Raw genomic sequence first — 21041 nt, forward strand, 5'->3', positions numbered from 1 at the left:
ATAGCCCATGCTGATCAGTCAACTCCAACAGCGCATTGCTAAGCAGATCGTCCTGGGATACCTGTCCCTGATCGTTCTGACCATCGTCCTGTACACGTTTGCCGGCATCATTGACGACGAGCTTACCTCGCTGCTCACTACGCTTTCTGCCATTTCTGCCTTGTACATTGCGCCTCTGTTTCAGTTTTTTAGTCAGAGCCTGCGCAGTGTCGACGTACCGGCACCCGCCCCCCCGCCCCTGCCCGACACCGACAACCTGGCGGTAAGGCTGGTGAAACTGGTCATTCCTGCCCACTTCATTCTGGTCGGGACACTCATTTTCATCAAGGCTCTGAATCTGATAAGCTTTAAAGAAATGAACATCTTCCTGGGATTCATCGAAACCACATTCGGGACCTACATGAGCTTTGTAGTAGTTGCCTTATTCAAACTGGAAAAACATGAAACGTAACCTTTACTTCACCACCATTCTGGTAGCCGCCTGGACAGCCACCTCCTGGGCCCAGACTGCCGACGAGTACTACGCCGCAGGCTACGACAAAATGAACACCAAAGACTACGCCGATGCCACCATGGCCTTTACGCAGGCCATTTCGCTTACTCCGTATGACGCGCTGGCCTATATGAACCGGGGCAACTGCCTCTACAATCTTGAAAAGTACGAAGAGGCCCTGCTGGATCAGAACAAAGCCCTGGCGCTGGATGCTGAACTGACCGAAGCTTATAATTACCGGGGGCTTTGCTACCACCGGATGGATAAGTTTGAGGAGGCTGTTCAGGACTTCTCAAAGGCAATCGAACTGGAACCAGACCAGGCTGATGTGGTAAATAACCTCGGCCTGAGTCTGCACAGTCTGGGCAGATACAAGGAAGCCATCGAGAAGTTTAGCCAGGCGGTGGTACTAATGCCTGACCTGGCCGAGGCCTACCAGAACCGAGGCCTGAGCCATGAGAAATTAGCCAATTATGAAAGCGCTACCCAAGATTATACAACCGCTTTGTCTTACAACCTAAATCTTACCTTAGCCCGCAACCGACTGGACCAGCTTGTCACTGTCCGGAGACCCAAGATCTGGATTATGGCCGTGGGAATAGATAACTATGAATCTGACCATCTGCTATCTCCCCTGCGTTTTTCAGCTTCGAATGCATTCCGGTTTAAGGATATATTCCTGTCCTCAGCATTAACCAAACCAGAAACAGTGCAGGTCCTAGTTAATAGCAAAGCTACTAAGGAAAATATACTTGAATCAATCAAAACCCACCTTTGCGATTCACTACAGGTTTACCCTGAAGATATGGTCATCTTTTATTTCGTGGGTCACGGTACCGCCCTGGACACCACTAGCTTTGGCCTGTGTCCCTACGAATATCTAGACCCAAGTGATCTGATTAGTGAGGAGGAACTGGTAAATCAAATCAGGACCAGTCCGGCCAAAGTAAAGTTGTGTGTGATTGAAGCCTGCAAATCCAAAAACATATCTATGAGTACGCCAATACCGCCTGATCGCCTTGAGGAATACAACTCCCGACGTCAGAAGTATGATCCAAGTACTATTGTTCTTACCTCTACCAGAGTAGGCGACGTCTCCATCGAGAATCATGATCTCGGCGGTGTCTTTTCGTACTATCTGCAGCAGGGAATGAGAGGCAAAGCCAATGGCTACGGTACAGACCTGAAAGACAACATCGTTTCTACCCGGGAGCTGTACCAGTATGTAAGAGATAATGTTAAAAAATTCTCCCGAGGCAAACAGATTCCTCAGATCAATGAGCTTGCTCTGGAAGCCGATATTCCTATCATCCCTGTTATAGAGGAATAAGAAATGTACCGACTTAGCTACAAACACGCTGAATAAAAACCAGAGATAAAAGAGAAAGCTTTTTTGCCACGGGTGCTTTCTCTTTTATCTTTTTGGCGATATTTACGTACACTTCATGCTCATCCTACATGGCCAAATCGTTAAAGGTACTTTTCTACGACCTCGAGACTACCGGCTTGCACCCGGGCAAGCACGGCATTCACCAGCTTTCGGGCCGCTTGTACATCAACTGGAAACTCGTCAAGGAATTTAATTGCCACGTCAGGCCTTTTGAAGGAGATGAGATAGACGACTACTCGCTGAAGATAGCCGGCAAAACGCGCGCCGACCTCACCAACGAGCACCACGTGCACCCGCACCTGGTGTACCGCGCCCTGATCAAGACCCTCAATATGTACTGCGACCGCTTCGACAAGCAGGACAAGTACTTCCTTGCTGGCTACAACAACGCGAGCTTCGACAACCCTTTCCTCCGTAATTTCTTCGAGAAAAACGGCGACAAGTACTTTGGTTCCTACTTCTGGTCCAGTCCCATCGACTGCTTCATCCTGGCCTCCCAGGCCCTGATGGCCCGCCGCCACCTCATGCCCGACTTCAAGCTCAGTACCGTAGCTCAGGAGATGGGTATTCCCGTAGATGAATCCAAACTACACGATGCCCTTTACGACCTGGACTTGACTATTTCGCTCTATAGCCAGATCACCGGTGTAAAACTCGTGAATGAGCTGGTTGGGCAGGGAAATTAAATATCTCACCTCTGTAGCACCTGTGTAAAATTTATAGACAAAACAATAACCTACCCCCTAAATTGTCTACTGTATGTACACAGAAACTACTTCTGTTGATCAAGTAGCTAAATAAAGGTGTCTTTCGCCCCACGTACAGATAACTCCTCTCTGAAATTTCAATATATACCGTCCAGGTGATTGGGTAGTATCTATTGCCAGACTGCCTCCCTCTTCTTCCGCCTCAACCACTTAATAAAATCATTGCCACAAATCGGTTATATAACTTTGTTAAGTATAAGATATTGAGTAACTTATATGTACTTTGGCAAGCTCACCCTCCTCATCAGCTCCAGCGCCTTTCCAGACTTCGGAAGCAGCCGGGCTGCCATACTTTCTCCTGTCAGTTTTACTCAACTCTTTGCTGTATGAAAAGGATCATTACCTGCAGTGACGGTACCTGGAACATGCCCGGCGACACCTATAGGGGCCATGTCGTACGTACCAATGTCCAGAAGATCTTCGAAGCCATCTGCAACAAAGCCCATGATGGTACGCACCAGCTCAAGTACTACGACGAGGGCATCGGTGTGTTTGGCAACAGGTTCAGGAAGCTATTCGACGGAGCTACCGGCGGTGGCCTGGACCGGAATATACTGGATGCCTATAAGTTTATCTGCTGGAACTATGCCCAGGGTGACGAGATCTACCTCTTTGGGTTTAGCCGCGGGGCCTACACCGCCCGGAGCCTGGCCGGCCTTATCCGCACCTCCGGACTGGTCAGAAACAACGACCTGCTGCTCATCAAAAGAGCCTACGAGATCTACCGCGACCGCACTAACCCAGGTATGCACCCCGAAGGCGACATAGCCACCGAGTTTCGGCAGAGGCACTGCCAGCCGGATGTACGAATTAAATTTATAGGGGTATGGGATACGGTCGGCTCCCTGGGAATACCTGTTAAGTTTCTGGGTAATAAGAAAAAGTACGAGTTTCATGACACCACGCTCAGCAGCACCATCGACTATGCCTACCAGGCCCTGGCGGTGGACGAAAAGCGGAAAAGCTTTCAGCCCGCTATATGGCAGCAGAGCAATAGTGTAAAACAGCATAAGGTCGCCCAGGTACTGGAACAGGTGTGGTTTCCGGGCGTACACTCCAACATCGGGGGCGGGTACCCCGACGAGGGACTGAGTGACATAGCCCTGCAATGGCTGGTAGATAAAGCCAAAGCAACGGGACTGGACTTCGAGGCAGAGTACCTCCGGAAAAATGTGAACCCTGCTTCCAATAAAGAACTCTATAATTCCTTTGTGGCCCCCTTCTCTTGGCTGGGCGCGTACAACCGGCCCGTGATGCAGGACCCTTACACCAACGAATCGGTACATGAGTCGGTCTACGAACGGATGGAACGAGTGGATGATTACCGGCCGGTGAATATTAAAAAGAAGGAACCCAAACAGCCCGAAGAAAAGACACCTTAGATTCTATGCGGTAAGCGGTTTTATCAGTAGTAGGTAGTATACACATAATAAAACTTATGCGGCCCTGAAGCATAAAGCAACGGCACCACTGCCTTAACATCCCCAGGCTGGGCGGGACGAAAGGTGATATTCATGGTGTGGAGGTTGGGGTAGTTAGTGAGTAAGTGGAGAAGATATTGGAGGCATACATTTACTCATATATCGAAGCGCACGATCTACAACGGCTTATAAAAGTTGTAACAATAAAGAAAGACGCTTTACAGCCTGTAAAGCGTCTTTTTCAAGGAAGAAGTGGTCCGTAGGGATTTGAACACCAAACCTTCCAATCCATAGTATTTGTTATTAAATATGCTCTTTTTTGAATATATTAATTCAATTGGTATAATTCTACCCAAAACTTAAACTAGTAAAGAAAACCTATTGCCCTATGCTCAGAAATAAGAGTTAAAATTATATTGTGGGCGAGCCAAACAAAAAAGCCACTTAACATTTCTGTTAAGTGGCTGATTTTCAAGAGCCCCCAGTCGGGATCGAACCAACGACCTACTGATTACAAGTCAGTTGCTCTACCAGCTGAGCTATGGAGGCTTATTTTGGAGTGACCTACTGATTACAAGTCAGTTGCTCTATCGAAGCGTCGAACCGCAGCTGATCTATGTAGTTTTTTCGGACTTCTCCTTCCAAGTCTTCGAAGAGTCGTTTCCGTGTCCCTTTCTCTGATTTGGTGATGCAAAAATAGTGGGCTGGAATATACTACGCAAGCGTTTTCGCACTATTTTTTTCAACTTTTTTTCAGGTTTTAGATAGCTTCCTGAATTATAGAGAGTTGGTGCTTGAGATCCTGCAGCTGCTCTTCGGCGGTTTTAATTCTGCGCTCAAAATCGGCCTTCAGTTTGTCAGATGCCTTCGACTTGGCAAAGAACTCAATGTTGTTTTGCCAGAGGGCAATGTCGTTTTCCAGCTGAGTAATCTTCCGGCGGATGTCGTTTTCCTTGCGGTACAGACCACGGCTTGATTCCCCTTCGCGTACCATCTCTACTTCGCTTTCCAGTACCATCTGCTCCTTCTCCTTGGAAGAAAGCTTACCAATGGCGCTGACGTACGAGTTGATGGCATTGATGTAGCGCTTCTGGATTGTCTGCATGTCCTTCTTCGGCACGAAGCCAATGGTAGCCCACTCCTCCTTGAAGGCGTTCAGCTGATCCAGAGTGGCGTCACCCGCGTTGCTAGCCGCTTTCTCGATCCGCTCGCAGAGCTCCTTCTTCTTAGCCAGATTATCTTCGAACTCCTTCTCTACCTCCTGGTTTTTGTTGCGCTTCTTATTGAAGTAGGCATCACAGGCTTCCTTGAAGCGTACGTAGATCGAGTCTTTGTACTTTTCGGACACCTGACCGATGGTCTTCCATTTTTTCTGAAGCTCGATTACGCGCTGGGTATTCTGAGGGGTATCCTCACCCGTTGCCAGGATCTGTTCTACTTCTTCGCACAGTTCGGTCTTAGCTTTCAGGTTTTGCTCCCGCTTGGACTCAAGCTGCTTGAAGAACTCACCCTTATTATGGAAGAAGGTCTTAAGTGCTCCCCAGAACTTCTTGCTCAATTCCTTGCCTTCCTCACGGGGCATGGGGCCTTTGGTAGCTACCCACTGATCCTGGTAGGCCAGGATCTCCTTGGTCTTGGCGTTCCAGTCGTTGATACTGCCCGATGAGAACGAGGTAAAGGGAACAATGGCTTCGTAGATCTTTGACTTTTCCTCGTAAGTAGCAGCCATGTTTTTCTTCTGGTCGCTGTACTGCGCCCTACGTGCATCGTACAGGGCATCCAGCGACTTCTTGAAGCGCTGCCAGAGCTCTTCCTGCTCTTCGCGGGGGGCCGGACCGATGTGCTTATATTCTTCAAAAAGCTGATTGGCTTCGTCCAGAATCTCGCGCGTCATCGGACGATTTTCGAGTGAGGCCACCAGGGCTTCTACCTTCTCGCACAGCTCGGTTTTCAGATCAGCGTTACGCTTACGATCCAATTCCTTCAGCTCAAAGTAGATGTTACGGATACTGAAGTAACGGTCAACCAGGGCATTGTAGGTAGCCCACAGGGTACCATTATGTGGAGAGGCAATATTACCCGCCGTTTTCCACTCTTCCTGTATCTTCTTGAACTCCTCCCAGCTGGCTTTCATATCCGAAGCGTCGGTCTCTTTGGACTCTTCGGCTTCTACCAGTTCGCGCAGGCGCTGGAGCAGGGCCGTTTTGGTGGCGAAGTTCTTTTCTTTACTCTTCTCTATATTCTGGTAGTAGGCATTCTTCTGACTCCGGATCTGGCGGCCCAGCTCCTCGATACGCTGGGTATCTTCATCATGCTTATACTCAAATCCCTCTTCATTGCCATTATCGGCTATATATTTTCCACGGGCCTCCTCCAGTTCAGTACGCTTTATCTGGTCAGCAACAGGACGGATCTCGCGCACTACCTCATCAGCCCTTTTCAGCTGGGCAGGGGTAGCCCCTTCAGCCTTGATAGTGGCCAATTCTCTTTCAAGGATCTCAGCTAGTTCTTTCTTGCTAAGCTGGCTGTAATCTACAGCTTCTCCGCCTTCTACTACCTCCAGATCCTCGTGCAGTTCCATGTCAAGATCGTCCGCCGGCTTGTTAACCAGCTGGTCGTCCTGCTCCGTGTTTCCGATTGCGTCGCGTTCTTCTTGTGCCATCGTGCTAAGTGTTTCGTAAGTGCCTATATCCGCAAAAATAACAATCTTTACTGTGAAATGACTAATTTTGTTGAAGTAACATTGTACCCCAACGTGCCAAATGACTCAAAATATTGCTGATTTACGGAAAGAGTATACCCTTAACGGTTTATCGGAGACTGATGTTTCCGAAAATCCTTTCCTTCAGTTTAAAAAGTGGTTTGATGAAGCTTTACTCGCCCAAGTACCCGAGACCAACGCCATGCACCTGAGTACCGTAGGGCACGACAACCGCCCCAACGGACGCATTGTACTGCTGAAAGGACTTGACAATACGGGCTTTGTGTTTTACACCAACTACCAGAGTCAGAAGGGACAGGACCTGCTGGTGAATCCCTATGCCTCTATTACGTTTTTCTGGAAAGAACTGGAAAGGCAGGTCAGGGTGGAAGGCGTGGTAGAGAAGGTCAGTGACCAGGAGTCGGATGAATACTTTGCCATCCGGCCCCGGGGCAGTCAGATTGGCGCGTGGGTATCCAACCAGAGCGTCGTGATCAGAGATCGGCAGGAGCTAGCTGACAAGCAGGCCTTTTACGAGAAGCAGTTTGAAGGCAAACAGGTACCGCGTCCGCCCCACTGGGGAGGCTACCGGCTAATCCCCCACCAGATCGAGTTCTGGCAGGGACGCCCCAGCCGCCTGCACGACCGGATCAGGTACCGGTCCGTTGAAAATGGCTCCTGGATAATTGAGAGGCTATCCCCCTAAGGGTGTTAGATAAGCTACCTATATAAATACGGATATATCCTGCACTCCCAGCATACGGCGGGTGGTAAAGCCTTCGCCGTACTGTACCCCGATGGAGTGTCCAAACTCCTGGGCGCGCGCCCTGATAAAATCAAAGAACTCGGGCGTGGAGATATAGCTCTGCGGCTCGTCTACTTTCTCCTTGTATTCGGGTACGTGAAACTGACTCCGGAAAGCCAGCATGGCCTTTATCTTGATATCCATGTACGGCGTAATATCTACGACAAAGTCAGGCTTGATGAAACGATCCTGAATCACATGGAATACCTGACGGGGCCGCCAGGCCGCCTGCGGGTTGCCCTGCTCGTCGGTGGTCTCGATCATGCGCAGACCGGAGTAGAAGCAGCTATCGGCTACTAGCTGGGCCGCCCGCCCGTGATCGGGGTGGCGGTCCTCAATGGCATTGGTAATGACGATATCCGGCTGGTACTTACGGATGAAGGGAATAATAGCGCGCTGGTGCTTTTCGTCGTTACTAAAAAATCCATCGGCCAGACCTACGTTGTCCCTTACGGTCACTCCCATGATTTCAGCCGCATCGAGTGCTTCCTGAATACGTCCCTCGGGGGTACCTCGGGTACCTAGCTCTCCCCGGGTCAGATCCAAGATGCCTACTTTCTTTCCCTGCTGAACTTGTGAAAGCAGGGTGCCGGCGCAGCTGAGTTCAACATCGTCGGGGTGAGCCGTAATGGCCAGAATATCTAATTTCATTCGTATGGATGAGTGTGAACAACTATTTAACGCGTAGCTTCTGACCTACTCGCAGCGTTGAGCGTACCGATATATGGTTTTTCTGAGCCAGAGCTCTTACCGACAAGCCGTAGCGGCTGGCAATGGAGGTCAGGGTTTCGCCGGAGCGTACCTTGTGCAGCAGCGTCCGGCTAAAAGCGGGCTTCTCGCCACTCTCGTACTCGCTCTTGTGGTTGCGGCCTGCCCGCAGGTGATCCCATACACTACTGGTCAGGATAAAGTGGTCGGAACGAATTTGCTTATTGTCCCAGTCAAATATATTACGGGGATCAAAGGGATTACCTTCGTAGCGGTTTTCGTAGTGCAGGTGCGGCCCCGAGCTACGACCCGTACTACCACCCAGTCCGAGCAGATCACCGGCCTTTACCAGCTGGCCTGACTCTACCAGCGGCTTGGAGAGGTGACCGTACAGCGTCTCGAGTCCGTTGTAGTGACGAACCAGTACAAAGCGACCGTAGCCACTACCATCTACCGCCACGATCCGCACCATACCGTCGTAAGTAGCGTACACCGGATCGCCGGTATTCAGGTCCAGGTCGGTACCGTTGTGCCAGCGCCCCCAGCGAAAGCCGAAGTTGGAGGTTACACGGATGTTGTCCAGGGGACTATTCCAGAAGCGGTTTTCGGCCGGGTCGTAGAGCTTGAGGTCTATGGTTTCGTCGAACTCTACCGGATTTACGTTGTAGGGGTCGATGGTGCGTGAGTCCCAGATCACATAATAATCAGCAATCTTTACCCACTCATTACCCACCATCATGGAGTCTACTACCTCCAGTACGTTGGTTTCGCCCTCGTCAATACTGCTGGTATCTTCACTAACGACCGGGTTGAGCGGCTTGGCCGGCTCAAACTGGCTCTGGAAGTTGATATTGGACGTTTCTACTTTGAAGTCGGCCTCCGGCTCGCGCTGGGGCTCTACGGCCGGGAAATTGGGATTAGTGGGATTGGGAGTAGTGGTTGTCCCGCTCTGTTTGATTTTAGGATTCTTTTTGAATTTGCCACGCTCCTGAGCTTCTGCATCTAAACCCACCAAACACATCATCATCAGCAGGCAACCAATGAGTTTTCCTTTCATGTTATTGTCACTAATTCAGTAGAAGAGTTCTCTAAATACGAAATAGAGGTGCACTAATTATACCAGAAAATGTGCATTGCTGCACATTTTCTATTCTGGCTCCCGGACCGTACTATCCGCTCTATTTTTAAAATTCCTGTTCTTCTTCGTAAACAGCCTTCTCGGCCAGAAAACGCTCCGCATCCAGGGCGGCCATACAGCCTGTGCCGGCGGCCGTGATAGCCTGACGGTATACATTATCCTGGGCATCACCACAGGCAAATACCCCTTCAATGTTAGTACGAGTACTTCCTTTAATGGTATTGATATAGCCAGCTTCGTCCATATCCAGATACTCTTTAAATATTTCGGTGTTGGGCTTATGACCAATCGCTACGAAGAATCCGGTAACATTCAATACGGTTTCCTGACCCGTTTTATTGTTGATTACCCTAACGCCTTCCAGTTCCTCTTCACCAAGCAGGTCTACCGTTTCGGTGTTCCAGAGTACTTCAATGTTATGAGCTGACAGTACCCGCTTCTGCATGATTTTGGAAGCACGCATTTCGTCACGACGTACCAGCAGATATACCTTGCGGCATAGCTTGGATAGGTAGCTGGCTTCCTCGGCGGCAGTATCACCGGCACCCACTACGACTACATCCTGACCACGGAAGAAGAAACCGTCACATACGGCACAGGCCGATACGCCCTTACCATTGAGGCGCTGCTCCGCCTTAAGTCCCAGCCACTTGGCCGAAGCTCCGGTAGAGATAATGACCGCACTGGCTTCAATGCCCTTCTGGTCGTCAATGGTCACTTTATGGGGATACGAAGAGAAATCAACAGAGGTAGCCAGACCATAACGGATGTCTGCTCCAAAACGACGGGCCTGCTTTTCGAAGTCCATCATCATTTCGGGACCGCCCACTCCGTCGGGGTAGCCTGGATAATTTTCTACATCAGTCGTGATGGTGAGCTGTCCACCTGGCTGGGGTCCCTGATAGAGAACGGGTTTTAAACCAGCACGGGAAGCATATATGGCGGCGGTATATCCGGCGGGACCTGATCCGATGATCAGGCAATCAACTTTTTCGAATAACATGGTAGACGACTATAAATATTCTTTGCAATAAATGTTTCTGACAGAGGAACACGAAGTCATCTACAAAAGTGCAACTTTTCGCCCAAAAACACAAAGCGATTACAGGACGCGCCACTCGATTCGGCGGTTTTGCTGGCGGTTTTCTTCACTGGTATTAGATAATTTGGGGCGGCTTTCGCCGTACCCAATAGCCATGAGGCGATCAGATTTAATACCGGCGGAAGTCAGGACAGTTACCACCGACTGGGCCCTCAGGCGCGAAAGCTCGAGGTTGTCCTTATCACTACCTACGTCGTCGGTATGGCCAGCTATTTCAATGCGCAGCTTCGGGTTCTTTCTCAAAAACTCCGCCAGCTTTTCCAGCTCAACCTTTGACTTGTCATCCAGCGTGTGGGAGCCCGTGGCAAAGAAGATATTGCTCAGTACCTCTACCCTATCCTTTAGTATAGGCTCGAGGGGAATATCCAGCTGTATAGCCGTAAGAGAATCTGTCAGTGTAAAAGAGAGGCTCTTGAACAGGTACCCGTCCTTCTCTACGTAAAAAGCATAGTCGCTGTCCTGGTTCAGGACGGCCAGGTACTCACCCGTAGCGGTCTGGGATGAAAACTCTGAGATCTGTTGCTGGGTACGGAGGTCGTACAGCCGGATAGTGGCCGCCAGGGGCTTCTGGGTCTGTTTGTCGAGTACTTTTCCTTTGGCATAGCGGGTAGGCTTGAACATCGTGAGGAGAGTGTCAGGTACCCGGAAGGTATACAGGTGCGAGCGGCGCCTGCCGTTTTCTGTACGGTCGTCGGTATAGTAGGCTTCTTTACCGTCAGAGGTAATGTATAGCCCTACCTGATCGGCTACGGTATTGATGGGGTACCCGATATTGACCGGCTCAGTCCAGAGGGTATCAGTACGTTGCGACAGATATATATCCAGTCCACCCATCCCTATTCGCCCGCTGGATGCGTAGAATAGGGTGCGACCATTGGCATGGATAAAAGGTGCGTTATCGTCTTCTGAGGTGTTGATGGATGAGCCCAGATTCTGGGGCTTCGTCCATTCGCCTTCGGCATCACGTTCGGTTTTCCAGATATCTGATTTGCCTACACCATCCGGGCGGTCCGACGCGAAGTACAGAGTACGTCCATCGGCCGAGAGCGAAGGCTGCGACTCCCAGTGGCGGCTGTTGACGGTAGCGCCCAGGTTCTGGGGAGTGCGCCATTCATTGCCCTCCTTTACGGATATATACAGGTCGCACCCACCGTAGCCATCGGTACGGTTACAGGCAGTAAAGACGAGCGTACGCCCATCGGCTGAAATGGAACAGGTACCTTCGTTGTTACGGGAGTTGATATTGCGCGAAAGCTCCTGCGGCTCGCTCCAGCTGCCTCCCTGGCGCTTGCTGATGTACATATTCTCATCGCGCTCGGGAGTAAGCCCGGTAAAGATCAGAGTTTCTTTGTCGGCCGTCAGGACCGGAAAAAACTGCAGCCCCAGGAAGTTGACGGTATCGCCCAACGAGCGCTTCTGGATCGGAAGGGGCTTTTTCAGGGCCTCCTGCGCAAATTGGGCAGAGGCAATCAGTCTCCGGGTCACCTGGGCCGGGTTGGACTTCTCCGGATAAAGCGGCAGCAGCTTTTCGTAGTACAGGAGCGACGAGTCGTAGCGGGCCCGCTGGAAAGCATCTCTGCCCAGCCACTGGTAAGCCGGCACCGACTCAGCAGCCCCCGGCAGCAACGCTACTACCCGCTGGTAGTGGTAGCGGGTAGGGTTGGGCTGGCGCTGCCAGTCGTAAAGCTGGCCCAGCCGAATGTGTGCCTCCGGGATGGAAGGCTCCAGCTCGACCAGCTTTTGGTAAAGTACTAGTGCCTGATCGAGTTTACGTTCCTGCCATGCCTTTTTGGCATTATCAAAGACATCACGGGCGCGCCTGGATAGCACGACATCCTGCGCCTGCAGGGGTACGGCTCCCAGCAGGCACCACAGAAAGGTAAATCGAATAAGAGATCGCATCAGGGAATATTCATGTACTTGTGGGTCTGTAACGACATTTGCCACTTCGGATTGCATTTGATGTACTCAATTATATGCGGAAGCACGCGCTCCGACCGGCTCCATTCCGGCTGCAGCAACAGCACACAGTCATCAGATACCCGGGAGGCATGCTCTTCTGCAAACGCAAAATCACTGGAATTATAGATGATTACTTTCAGCTCGTTGGCTGCCGCATAAATACTTTCGTGCGGCGCTTTGAATTTCTTGGGAGAAAAACACACCCAGTCCCAGAGCCCGCTCACCGGATGGGCACCAGAAGTTTCGATGTTGGTTTTGAAACCGGCCTGCTTCAACTGGCTCGTTAACTCGTCGAGGTTGTACATCAGGGGCTCTCCCCCCGTTATGACCGCCAGCCGACCGGGGTAGCGCAGTGCTCCTTCTACGATACTTTCTATGGAATACTTAGGATGAACATCCGCATCCCACGACTCCTTCACATCGCACCAGTGACAGCCCACGTCACATCCGCCCAGACGAATGAAGTAGGCAGCCTTGCCACTGTGGGAACCCTCCCCCTGTAAGGTATAAAAAGCCTCCATGACGGGAAGCTGAGCTGATTGCTTATCTATGATCAATGATTCGAAATTCTCTACGGTATTCATGGTAGTCTGGCTCACTGAGGAGAGTATTTGCAATGGTTACTAACTGAGTAAAACTAAATTTTTCAACGGCGGGTTTCATAGGTATATAACCTTGCCATTAGAATGCCCAAAGTTATCAAATCCAGCCGATCTTTCCCGGACTCCCTGCTCAACCCGCTCCGCCAGACTGGTGATGTGGAGGCGGATGCAGTAATTAGTCAAGTCGCAGAACAGGGAGGCCACCCGGTGGTAGGCAGCCTCATGAAGTACCTGACCGACTACGAAAATCTGAGTCTGGAAGGACAACCTATCGCTGTTAGGGAATTTATCACGCAGCAAAGTACCCTATCTAACGGTACTGATTTGCAAACCTTTAACAAAGGTATCCATTTTTTCTGGCAACACTATCGCCTGATCTCCCTCCTGCTGGGCACCTACTCGCTGCCCTACTGCTACGCCGGAGCCAACGGAGCCCAGGTACTCTGGATTTCGGAGCGGATCAAGTCCATGACCTACCAGCGTCTGGAGGAGACGGGCGCTTTTGTGTTTGGCATTATGCAGGAGAAAGACTGGACCAACGGCCGTAATTTTATCCGCATCGCCAAGGTCCGGCTACTGCACGCGGCCGTGAGATGGTATACTCTAAGGAGTGAACGCTGGAATCTGGACTGGGGGTATCCCATCTGTCAGGAGGATATGGCAGGTACCAACCTAGCCTTTTCGTACATCATCATCCGGGGGTTGCGCCAGCTCAACCAATCCACCACGGATGCCGGAGAGGAAGCCTACCTGTACTTCTGGAATGTAGTGGGTCAGTTGCTGGGGGTAAAAGAAGAGATCCTGCCCCACAATCTGCGCGAGGCTTACCATCTAGGCCAGGCTATTGCACGCAGGCAGTTCCGCCCCTCCGAAGCAGGCAAGGGACTTACCCGGGCGCTCCTGCAGGTCATGGAGCAGCAAACGCCCCAGCCCTCGCTGCGCAACTTGCCGGCGGCTCAGATGCGGTACTTTCTGGGGGATGAACTGGCCAACCTGCTGGACGTACCTCAGGTGGAGTGGGAAGACCGTTTCCTGCGGCTTTTCTATCAGGTCCCCTTATTTCCCCAGCTGCTTACGCTGCAACAGCCCGACTCTCCCGTCATGGAAAAGTACTGGCGCTAATCTACTCTGTCATAGCACCGTACGTACCCTCTGTTATAGTAATCTTAGCGGGTAGAAGAAGTCTCTTCTGTACCCTAACCCGGTACAGGTTGTCGTAGTCGCTTTCAGGTATGGCAGTCTGGCGGTGCGCTACCGGGAACTGGTCCAGCAGTGGCAACAGCGTGTTACTATGGCCGATAATCAGGGCGTTGCCTCTTTTGGTCTTCATCAGGTGACGAGCCGTTTCCCAGAGGGTATCGGTACTATAGGCACGGATAGGCAGGTTCAGCTCTTTAGCCAGGGGCTCGCCCGTAGAGCGAGTACGCAGGGTATTGGTAGAATAGATCGCCACGATATTTTTGGTACGAAGAGTATCCGCCAGCGCCTGGGCCCGCTGCTGACCCGCTGCCGTCAGAGGCGGATCGCCAGGAGGCGTTTGCGCTTTCTCGGCGTGTCGTACCAGGTAGATATGGGTAGTCGAACAACTCGCCATCAATACCATAGCAGCTACGCATAAGGTGTTGCGAAACGGAATGAATTTCATAAAAACTGGATTTGTATAGTAGATAGATACAATAGTAATAACAAAAACCTGGCAGAGTAGCATCTTTGCACCATGAATCAACCAACCGTATTCCAACAGGAAGCCATCTGTGCCCTGGCTACCCCTTCCGGAGTGGGAGCCATCGCTGTGATCCGGGTATCCGGACAGGGCGCTATCGATATTGTTAATAGTATATTTAAAGGCAAAGATCTCAGCCAGGCCGAGAGCCATACGGTACACTTCGGTACTATCCGCGACGGTGCCACACTAGTGGATGAAGTACTGGTGACGGTATTCCGAACGCCCCGCTCCTTTACCCGGGAAGACGCCATTGAAATCTCCTGCCACGGATCTGACTACATCATCCGGCAAATCATCAAGCTCCTCGTCAAACAGGGCGCCCGCATAGCCCGTCCGGGCGAGTTTACGCAGCGGGCCTTCCTCAATGGTCAGTTTGATCTGGTACAGGCCGAAGCCGTTGCCGACCTCATCGCCGCTGATTCCGAAACCAGCCACCGCACGGCACTCAACCAGCTGCGCGGGGGATTCTCGAAAAAGCTGGCGTCGCTGCGCGAAGAGTTGATCCACTTCGCTTCCCTGGTCGAACTGGAACTTGACTTCGGGGAAGAGGACGTAGAGTTTGCCCAGCGCGACGACCTGCGCAATCTGATCCACTCCCTGCAGCGCACCATAGCTCCGCTCATTGAATCCTTTGACTACGGTAATGCCATCAAGGATGGCGTACCGGTGGCGATCATTGGTTCACCCAATGTAGGTAAGTCTACCCTGCTCAACGCCCTGCTCAACGAAGAGAAGGCCATCGTGACCAGCATAGCCGGTACTACCCGCGACGTCATCGAAGATACCATGGTACTGAACGGCCTCAAATTCCGCTTCATCGACACCGCCGGTATCCGCGAAACGCAGGACCTGGTAGAGTCGATGGGGATCGAGCGCTCGCGTAAGGCCATGGAGAAGGCGGACATCGTACTGCTCTTATTCGACAGCCCCGAAACCTTTGCTGATATACAGGTGCTGGCGGAGAGCTTACCTGCTGACAAAAGGGTACTGTGGGTGCAGAATAAGGTAGATGTGTCTGAGCTCCGACTCATGGATGATGCACTCCCCATCTCGGCCCAGACCCAGCAAGGACTCGAGGTACTTAAAGAAACCATCGTGGCTCAGGTACAAAAGCAGGCGGCCTCAGATACAGTAGTAACGAACCTACGGCACTACGAGCACCTACTTAAGACGCAGGCTGCCCTCGATGATGTACTGAATGGATTGGATATGGGTATCACTGGAGACTTCCTGGCGCAGGACATCCGCCTGGCCCTGCACCACCTCGGAGAGATCACAGGCACCATCGTGAATGACGACCTGTTAGCGAATATATTCTCGAAGTTTTGTATTGGAAAGTAACAGAACAAAATATACAAGTACCAAATCATACTAAATTGCACTTATAAGCCTCTCTATGAGGCTTTTTTTATTGTCTTTACCTATATTTAGTTAATATCTAGTATGTGTTTATTTTGTTCTTTTTTGTACCTTAGCTGTACCTAACAGAGCTATTTTGTACCTCATACCCCTGAATGGGCGAGATTATGTCACATGATGACACACTATGGCACAATTAGACACATCATGACACATATTAAAAGCAGGCACAGTTATGTCTTCAACCATTAGGATAAACCGGATTTGTGAGTTCTGCGGAGCAGAGTTTACAGCCCGCACTACCGTTACAGGCTACTGCTCTGATCCTTGTAGAAAGAGGGCTTATAAGGCCCGTAAAAGAGGCGAAAAGGTGGAGACCAGTCACCAGCAGACAAAGGCAGTGAAAGACCGGCCTATGGAAGCAATCAAAGCCCGGGAATTCCTAAGTATAGCAGACACCGCTGCACTGGTGGGAATAAGCAGACGGACCCTCTACCGGGTCATTGAGCGGAAGGGTATACAAGTTGGCAAAGTAGGTAGCCGGACCATCATCCGGCGTTCAGATATCGACCGGCTCTTCGAGCAGCCCGAGCCAATAGTTTTCAAAGTGGAGTCACCATCTATAAAGAAGGAGTTCCAGGAGTCTGACTTCTATTCCCTAACTGAGATCAAATCAAAGTTTAACCTCACAGAATCAACGCTGTACAACCTCATCCGACGTAATGGGGTAGAAAGGGTGCAGCGGGGTAAGTTTATATACGTAGATCGGGCAACCATAGACAAACTATTACAGTAATCAAAACCATTCACCTGTATGACAAAGGTTAAGCTAAGGAAGAAGTCAATGACAGACAACAGGCATAGTCTGTACCTGGACTACTATCCGCCAATTCCTAATGAAGAAACAGGAAAACCTACCCGGCGGGAGTTCTTAAAGCTCTTTATATACGACAAGCCAAAGAATCCATTTGAGAAGGAGCATAACAAAAATACAATGGCACTGGCTGAGGCCATTAAGGGGCAAAGGCAGTCTTCAATCCAGAACCAGAATTATGGATTTATCAGCAATCCTTCAGAAAAGGGAGACTTTGTAGAATATTTCAGACAGTTAGCCGCAAAGCGCAAAGGACCTAACTCTGACAACTGGCAGTCTTCGCTCAAATACCTGGTAGCTTTTACGGGTGGAAAATTACCGTTCAAGGATTTAACATTAAAAATGTGTGATGACTTTCGGGAGTACCTGCAATCATCACCAACCAACCGTAGCAGCAAGAAAACGCTGGCCCAAAACTCCGCCCACTCCTATTTCAATAAGTTCAAAGCTGCCCTGAAACAAGCCTATAAAGAAGGGCATCTAAAAACAGATTTGAATGGTAGGGTGGACGGGATCAAGCAGGCCGAAACCAACCGGCAGTTCCTGACGCTCGAAGAACTGAACAAGTTGGCAAATACAGATTGTGAATTACCTCAACTAAAACAGGCAGCTCTTTTTTCAGCTCTAACAGGACTCAGGTATTCAGATATTGAAAAGCTGTTATGGAGTGAGATCCAGTACAGCCAGGAGAGCGGGTTTTCAATCCGCTTCAGGCAAAAGAAAACAAAAGGAATGGAGGTTTTACCCATTTCAGAGCAGGCAGTTTCGCTATTGGGAGAACGAGGTGAGCCTGAGAAAAGGATCTTCAGTGGATTGGTATATTCAGCTTGGACAAATCTAAAACTCAGAGAGTGGATTCTGGATTCCGGAATAAAAAAGAAGGGAATCACCTTTCACTCGTTCCGCCATACCTATGCTACCTTACAACTTGAACTGGGTACCGACATTTACACGCTTTCAAAGATGCTAGGACATCGGGACTTGAAGACGACCCAGATTTACGCAAAGATTGTAGATAAAACCAAACAGCAGGCAGCAAACCGTATAAAGATTGATTTTATATAAAATTCATTAATGAGCTGATGGAAGCTAAAAGAGACATATTCGGCTACCTATACTATGAGGCAGACCTCGACCACTGGCTGACTTATACTAATTTCGACAACCCTTATGAGCGTATTCTTAGGACCTATGACGGGAACGGAATTGAGTGGGTCAATATTGACTTCCGATCTTTTGACGCTGACAAAATTAAAAACTTACATTTTAGTGGATACCGAGGTGGAATACAAATATTTTCCCCAGAACGTGAAGAAAAAATAATCACAAAAGAGGAACCATACTACATCCTTTATCAAAAAGAAAAGTACGGGGATGCCATTTATGAATGGATGAAGAACCGATATAAAAGGTATGTTGAACTAGCCTTTCGATGGTGTAAGGCGAAGTTCGCTATACATTACGCTGCTAGCCCTATATTTTTGAATAGCCAGAGTAAAATAGCAGAATCCCTAATAGACAAGATAGTATCATCCATAAAACCACATGTCTTTGGTTGGTACGTAGTTAGGCTCCCTATACTTATCCCAGATAACAATCCTAACCAATATGATGCAATAATTGAGGGTGCTTATCGCTACTATGATTGGTTACTTCAACTCCCCAAAGAGTATGAATTGCTTATAGAACTTCTACCAACAAGAGATGAGGTGAACGAAATCATCGACTTGTTTGACAATGAATTCTGGGGCTTTCGAGACCAAATATTGCCACTAATTACTTCTCCTAATAGACATCCTGAACATCATATACTTAAATGGCTGTATGAAAGCTTCCAAGGGATGGAAAGAGACTACAACATAAACATGGCTTCCAGATTAAGTCCAAATCTTAACGGATTGGATAGTGGTAAAAAAGTATCAACAATCACCGTAGCAGAATTGGCTTTATATTATTGGTATGCAATTGAGGGTGGTGAGATTGACATCCTCAAAGAGGGACAAATTAAATTTTATAAAAAAGCTATTGAGCCCTACCCTGAGATGACAAGTTGGAGGAACTTCAGGAATCATTATACAAGGTTCTTTTATAGACAGAATAGGCTACAACGTCCTGAACTCATAGAAATGGCTATAAAAATGCTAAAAAATGCGAGGTACCTAAAAGCTTTAATAATGGCAGAAGATGAATACAAAATCTCGGTCCTTAAATCCTAGCCAAAAAGTCAAACAATCACAAACAAGATTTAGCAATCAAACATTATAAACGTAAATTATTGAATACCAGCTATTTACAAATATATCAGGCCCTGACGTCAGGCCTGATGCCCCCTGATAGCCTTAACTCTTCTTGACATTTGCAGAAAATAATTATTTAAGCATATGTCAAATCCTTTTGAAATTATTGACCGACGATTATCAAATATCGAGGAACTTCTCCTTGATATTAAGCACACATCTTTTGCATCCCTGACTCATCCTAAGGAGGAGGATGAGATGCTAACCGTCCAGCAGGCTGCCAAGCTGCTGGATCTAACGGTACCAACCGTATATGGCCATGTACACAAGGCTAATATTCCCGTTTGCAAGCGCGGAAACAGATTGTACTTCTCCAAACATGAACTCACAGAATGGCTCAAAGCTGGACGTAGGAAAACAGTAGACGAAATCCGGGACGAGGCAAGTCACTACAAAAAAGGAAAGGGGGTGAAAAATGGCCGCTAACCAAGATCACCCCCAACCAGAAGAACAAGGTAAAGATAACAATTCTTCGACAAAAGCAGCCTTAAAACCTGATCTTTCAGGATTGCAATCACTACAAGATCACATGGAAGAGATTGCAAATTTCAAAGATACACAAATCAGTGACACTAATATTGCTCCTACTTTGGAAGCATTCGCCCGCTTTCGAATTACTGATACTTCATCTATACCCCCTCCGATACCCGTTATCACCATTAATGGTGAGATAATAAGTACAGAGGGCAACCTTACTACCATATCAGGAGCCGCTAAAAGCGGAAAAAGTGCCTTAACCTCCTTCATTATTGCCGGGGCAATTGTTAAATCCTCGTCTGAAATAACGGATGGTCTTCATGGTTTGACAGTTGAACCGAATACTGAGGATAAAGCCATCATACATATCGATACCGAACAGGCACTGCACAAGCACCAACACAATTTAAGAACAATATTAAGAAGGGCGGCACAAAGTACATGTCCTGACTACCTCCTATCCTATAATATTAGGGAATTGGATATTAACCAATATCAATCCTGTACAGAGGGCATTTGTCAAGCGGCCAGCGAAAAGTTTGAAGGGATACATCTGATAATTATAGATGGGATAGCTGATTTTATTCGGGATGTAAATGACCCGGATGCAAGTAATGCTATTGTTAAATTCTTTGAAGGACTGGCTGTTCGTTATGCATGTCCAATCATAGTAATAGTACATACTAATCCTGGTAGCGATAAAGAGCGAGGTCACCTAGGGAGCCAATGCCAACGAAAGAGTGAAAGCGTAATTCAGGTAAAATCAGAGGGTGATGTCTCATACATCGAACCAAAGTTTTTAAGAATGGCCGGAAAAGGAGATATCCCTCAGCTTCAATTCACATACAGTAAGGAAAAAGGCTACCACGTTGATGCAGGTGTAAAACAGACCCAGCAGACTAACAAAGATAGTGAGCGTGTAGAGGATATTCTGAACATTTGTAAACAAATATTCAGTGGGCAAAAATCATATACCTATGGTGATGCTATTGAGAAGATAATGGCAGCTACCAAGAAAAAGAATCGTACGGCCAAAGATATTTTCAAGGAGGCAAGAGCACATGGATTTATTGAAGAAGGAGGAGATAGTAACTGGCGGCTAAGCACCGGTGCAAATTAATCTGCACCGGTGCAAATGCACTAAACTACACTGGTGCATTTGTGCAACCAGGTATAGGCTCCTGCACCAGTTGCACCGCGTTTTACTACTTCTATATAA

The 21041-nt window shown here is 49.0% G+C and carries 19 protein-coding genes and 1 tRNA gene; 12 read left to right on the forward strand and 8 right to left on the reverse strand.

The window, feature by feature from the left end; translation table 11 throughout:
• Positions 1-7 precede the first annotated feature (7 nt).
• The 4 genes from JTN23_RS17960 to JTN23_RS17975 all read left to right on the forward strand — a co-directional run bounded on the left by JTN23_RS17960 (position 8) and on the right by JTN23_RS17975 (position 4032).
• Positions 8-451: a hypothetical protein gene (locus tag JTN23_RS17960; RefSeq protein ID WP_247236409.1), complete on the forward strand. Its 444-nt coding sequence runs from the start codon at positions 8-10 to the stop codon at positions 449-451.
• On the forward strand, positions 441-1823 hold the full coding sequence (locus JTN23_RS17965; RefSeq protein ID WP_247236410.1) for a tetratricopeptide repeat protein: 1383 nt from the start codon (positions 441-443) through the stop codon (positions 1821-1823). The genes JTN23_RS17960 and JTN23_RS17965 overlap by 11 nt, the downstream gene beginning before the upstream one ends.
• A gap of 128 nt (positions 1824-1951) precedes the next feature.
• Positions 1952-2569 carry a 3'-5' exonuclease gene (locus JTN23_RS17970; RefSeq protein ID WP_247236411.1) on the forward strand — a complete coding sequence of 206 codons (618 nt, stop codon included), beginning with the start codon at positions 1952-1954 and terminating at the stop codon, positions 2567-2569.
• Positions 2570-2976: 407 nt separating this feature from the next.
• A complete protein-coding gene (locus JTN23_RS17975; RefSeq protein WP_247236412.1) occupies positions 2977-4032 on the forward strand; it encodes a T6SS phospholipase effector Tle1-like catalytic domain-containing protein in 1056 nt (351 codons plus the stop codon).
• Positions 4033-4547: 515 nt separating this feature from the next.
• On the opposite strand, the gene JTN23_RS17980 is transcribed toward JTN23_RS17975, so the two are convergent.
• Together JTN23_RS17980 and JTN23_RS17985 are read right to left on the reverse strand one after the other, a co-directional pair.
• Positions 4548-4620: transfer RNA gene (locus JTN23_RS17980), tRNA-Thr, on the reverse strand.
• 211 nt (positions 4621-4831) lie between these two features.
• Positions 4832-6733: a DUF349 domain-containing protein gene (locus JTN23_RS17985; RefSeq protein WP_247236413.1), complete on the reverse strand. Its 1902-nt coding sequence runs from the start codon at positions 6731-6733 to the stop codon at positions 4832-4834.
• A 100-nt stretch (positions 6734-6833) separates the two neighbouring features.
• On the opposite strand from JTN23_RS17985, the gene pdxH reads away from it, so the two are divergent.
• The gene (pdxH, locus tag JTN23_RS17990) at positions 6834-7478 is read left to right on the forward strand and encodes a pyridoxamine 5'-phosphate oxidase (protein ID WP_247236414.1); all 645 of its coding nucleotides are present in this window, start codon (positions 6834-6836) and stop codon (positions 7476-7478) included.
• 18 nt (positions 7479-7496) lie between these two features.
• On the opposite strand, the gene bshB1 is transcribed toward pdxH, so the two are convergent.
• From bshB1 to JTN23_RS18015, 5 genes are all read right to left on the reverse strand, one after another.
• Positions 7497-8228 carry a bacillithiol biosynthesis deacetylase BshB1 gene (bshB1, locus tag JTN23_RS17995; RefSeq protein ID WP_247236415.1) on the reverse strand — a complete coding sequence of 244 codons (732 nt, stop codon included), beginning with the start codon at positions 8226-8228 and terminating at the stop codon, positions 7497-7499.
• A 22-nt stretch (positions 8229-8250) separates the two neighbouring features.
• Positions 8251-9342: a peptidoglycan DD-metalloendopeptidase family protein gene (locus JTN23_RS18000; protein ID WP_247236416.1), complete on the reverse strand. Its 1092-nt coding sequence runs from the start codon at positions 9340-9342 to the stop codon at positions 8251-8253.
• Positions 9343-9469: 127 nt separating this feature from the next.
• Positions 9470-10426 carry a thioredoxin-disulfide reductase gene (trxB, locus tag JTN23_RS18005; RefSeq protein WP_247236417.1) on the reverse strand — a complete coding sequence of 319 codons (957 nt, stop codon included), beginning with the start codon at positions 10424-10426 and terminating at the stop codon, positions 9470-9472.
• A 99-nt stretch (positions 10427-10525) separates the two neighbouring features.
• Positions 10526-12427, reverse strand: coding sequence for an OmpA family protein (locus tag JTN23_RS18010; protein WP_247236418.1), 1902 nt, complete (start codon positions 12425-12427; stop codon positions 10526-10528).
• Positions 12427-13008 (reverse strand): 7-carboxy-7-deazaguanine synthase QueE, encoded by a 582-nt coding sequence (locus tag JTN23_RS18015; RefSeq protein ID WP_409049458.1) that lies wholly within the window; start codon positions 13006-13008, stop codon positions 12427-12429. Before JTN23_RS18015 ends, JTN23_RS18010 begins: the two co-directional genes overlap by 1 nt.
• A 165-nt stretch (positions 13009-13173) precedes the next feature.
• Between JTN23_RS18015 and JTN23_RS18020 the strand changes: the two genes are divergently transcribed.
• Complete coding sequence (locus JTN23_RS18020; protein WP_247236420.1) at positions 13174-14211, forward strand: oxygenase MpaB family protein; 1038 nt, start codon at positions 13174-13176, stop codon at positions 14209-14211.
• A 1-nt stretch (position 14212) separates the two neighbouring features.
• Here the strand turns inward: JTN23_RS18020 and JTN23_RS18025 are convergent, their stop codons facing one another.
• Positions 14213-14734, reverse strand: a complete 522-nt coding sequence (locus tag JTN23_RS18025; RefSeq protein WP_247236421.1) for a histidine phosphatase family protein — start codon at positions 14732-14734, stop codon at positions 14213-14215.
• A 72-nt stretch (positions 14735-14806) separates the two neighbouring features.
• Here JTN23_RS18025 and mnmE point away from each other — a divergent pair, with 72 nt between their 5' ends.
• The 6 genes from mnmE to JTN23_RS18055 all read left to right on the forward strand — a co-directional run bounded on the left by mnmE (position 14807) and on the right by JTN23_RS18055 (position 20942).
• Complete coding sequence (gene mnmE / locus JTN23_RS18030) at positions 14807-16156, forward strand: tRNA uridine-5-carboxymethylaminomethyl(34) synthesis GTPase MnmE (protein WP_247236422.1); 1350 nt, start codon at positions 14807-14809, stop codon at positions 16154-16156.
• 253 nt (positions 16157-16409) lie between these two features.
• Entirely contained in the window at positions 16410-16970 is a 561-nt protein-coding gene (locus JTN23_RS18035; protein ID WP_247236423.1) for a helix-turn-helix domain-containing protein, read from the forward strand.
• Positions 16971-16988: 18 nt separating this feature from the next.
• Positions 16989-18113, forward strand: a complete 1125-nt coding sequence (locus JTN23_RS18040) for a site-specific integrase (protein WP_247236424.1) — start codon at positions 16989-16991, stop codon at positions 18111-18113.
• A gap of 17 nt (positions 18114-18130) precedes the next feature.
• On the forward strand, positions 18131-19264 hold the full coding sequence (locus JTN23_RS18045; protein ID WP_247236425.1) for a hypothetical protein: 1134 nt from the start codon (positions 18131-18133) through the stop codon (positions 19262-19264).
• A gap of 165 nt (positions 19265-19429) precedes the next feature.
• Positions 19430-19771, forward strand: coding sequence for a helix-turn-helix domain-containing protein (locus JTN23_RS18050; RefSeq protein ID WP_247236426.1), 342 nt, complete (start codon positions 19430-19432; stop codon positions 19769-19771).
• A complete protein-coding gene (locus JTN23_RS18055) occupies positions 19761-20942 on the forward strand; it encodes an AAA family ATPase (RefSeq protein WP_247236427.1) in 1182 nt (393 codons plus the stop codon). Before JTN23_RS18050 ends, JTN23_RS18055 begins: the two co-directional genes overlap by 11 nt.
• Positions 20943-21041 lie beyond the last annotated feature (99 nt).

The organism is Telluribacter roseus, from assembly GCF_017355915.2.
Taxonomy (GTDB): domain Bacteria; phylum Bacteroidota; class Bacteroidia; order Cytophagales; family Spirosomataceae; genus Telluribacter.

Bases quoted from the DNA above. Each gene is read 5' to 3' on its own strand.
- pdxH (WP_247236414.1), top strand. From the start codon at position 6,834: ATGACTCAAAATATTGCTGATTTACGGAAAGAGTATACCCTTAACGGT.
- JTN23_RS17960 (WP_247236409.1), top strand. From the start codon at position 8: ATGCTGATCAGTCAACTCCAACAGCGCATTGCTAAGCAGATCGTCCTG.
- JTN23_RS18020 (WP_247236420.1), top strand. From the start codon at position 13,174: ATGCCCAAAGTTATCAAATCCAGCCGATCTTTCCCGGACTCCCTGCTC.
- JTN23_RS18050 (WP_247236426.1), top strand. From the start codon at position 19,430: ATGTCAAATCCTTTTGAAATTATTGACCGACGATTATCAAATATCGAG.
- JTN23_RS18035 (WP_247236423.1), top strand. From the start codon at position 16,410: ATGTCTTCAACCATTAGGATAAACCGGATTTGTGAGTTCTGCGGAGCA.
- JTN23_RS17975 (WP_247236412.1), top strand. From the start codon at position 2,977: ATGAAAAGGATCATTACCTGCAGTGACGGTACCTGGAACATGCCCGGC.
- JTN23_RS18025 (WP_247236421.1), bottom strand. From the start codon at position 14,734: ATGAAATTCATTCCGTTTCGCAACACCTTATGCGTAGCTGCTATGGTA.
- JTN23_RS18000 (WP_247236416.1), bottom strand. From the start codon at position 9,342: ATGAAAGGAAAACTCATTGGTTGCCTGCTGATGATGATGTGTTTGGTG.
- JTN23_RS18010 (WP_247236418.1), bottom strand. From the start codon at position 12,427: ATGCGATCTCTTATTCGATTTACCTTTCTGTGGTGCCTGCTGGGAGCC.
- mnmE (WP_247236422.1), top strand. From the start codon at position 14,807: ATGAATCAACCAACCGTATTCCAACAGGAAGCCATCTGTGCCCTGGCT.
- trxB (WP_247236417.1), bottom strand. From the start codon at position 10,426: ATGTTATTCGAAAAAGTTGATTGCCTGATCATCGGATCAGGTCCCGCC.
- JTN23_RS18015 (WP_409049458.1), bottom strand. From the start codon at position 13,008: ATGGAGGCTTTTTATACCTTACAGGGGGAGGGTTCCCACAGTGGCAAG.
- JTN23_RS18055 (WP_247236427.1), top strand. From the start codon at position 19,761: ATGGCCGCTAACCAAGATCACCCCCAACCAGAAGAACAAGGTAAAGAT.
- JTN23_RS17970 (WP_247236411.1), top strand. From the start codon at position 1,952: ATGGCCAAATCGTTAAAGGTACTTTTCTACGACCTCGAGACTACCGGC.
- JTN23_RS17965 (WP_247236410.1), top strand. From the start codon at position 441: ATGAAACGTAACCTTTACTTCACCACCATTCTGGTAGCCGCCTGGACA.
- bshB1 (WP_247236415.1), bottom strand. From the start codon at position 8,228: ATGAAATTAGATATTCTGGCCATTACGGCTCACCCCGACGATGTTGAA.
- JTN23_RS17985 (WP_247236413.1), bottom strand. From the start codon at position 6,733: ATGGCACAAGAAGAACGCGACGCAATCGGAAACACGGAGCAGGACGAC.
- JTN23_RS18040 (WP_247236424.1), top strand. From the start codon at position 16,989: ATGACAAAGGTTAAGCTAAGGAAGAAGTCAATGACAGACAACAGGCAT.
- JTN23_RS18045 (WP_247236425.1), top strand. From the start codon at position 18,131: ATGGAAGCTAAAAGAGACATATTCGGCTACCTATACTATGAGGCAGAC.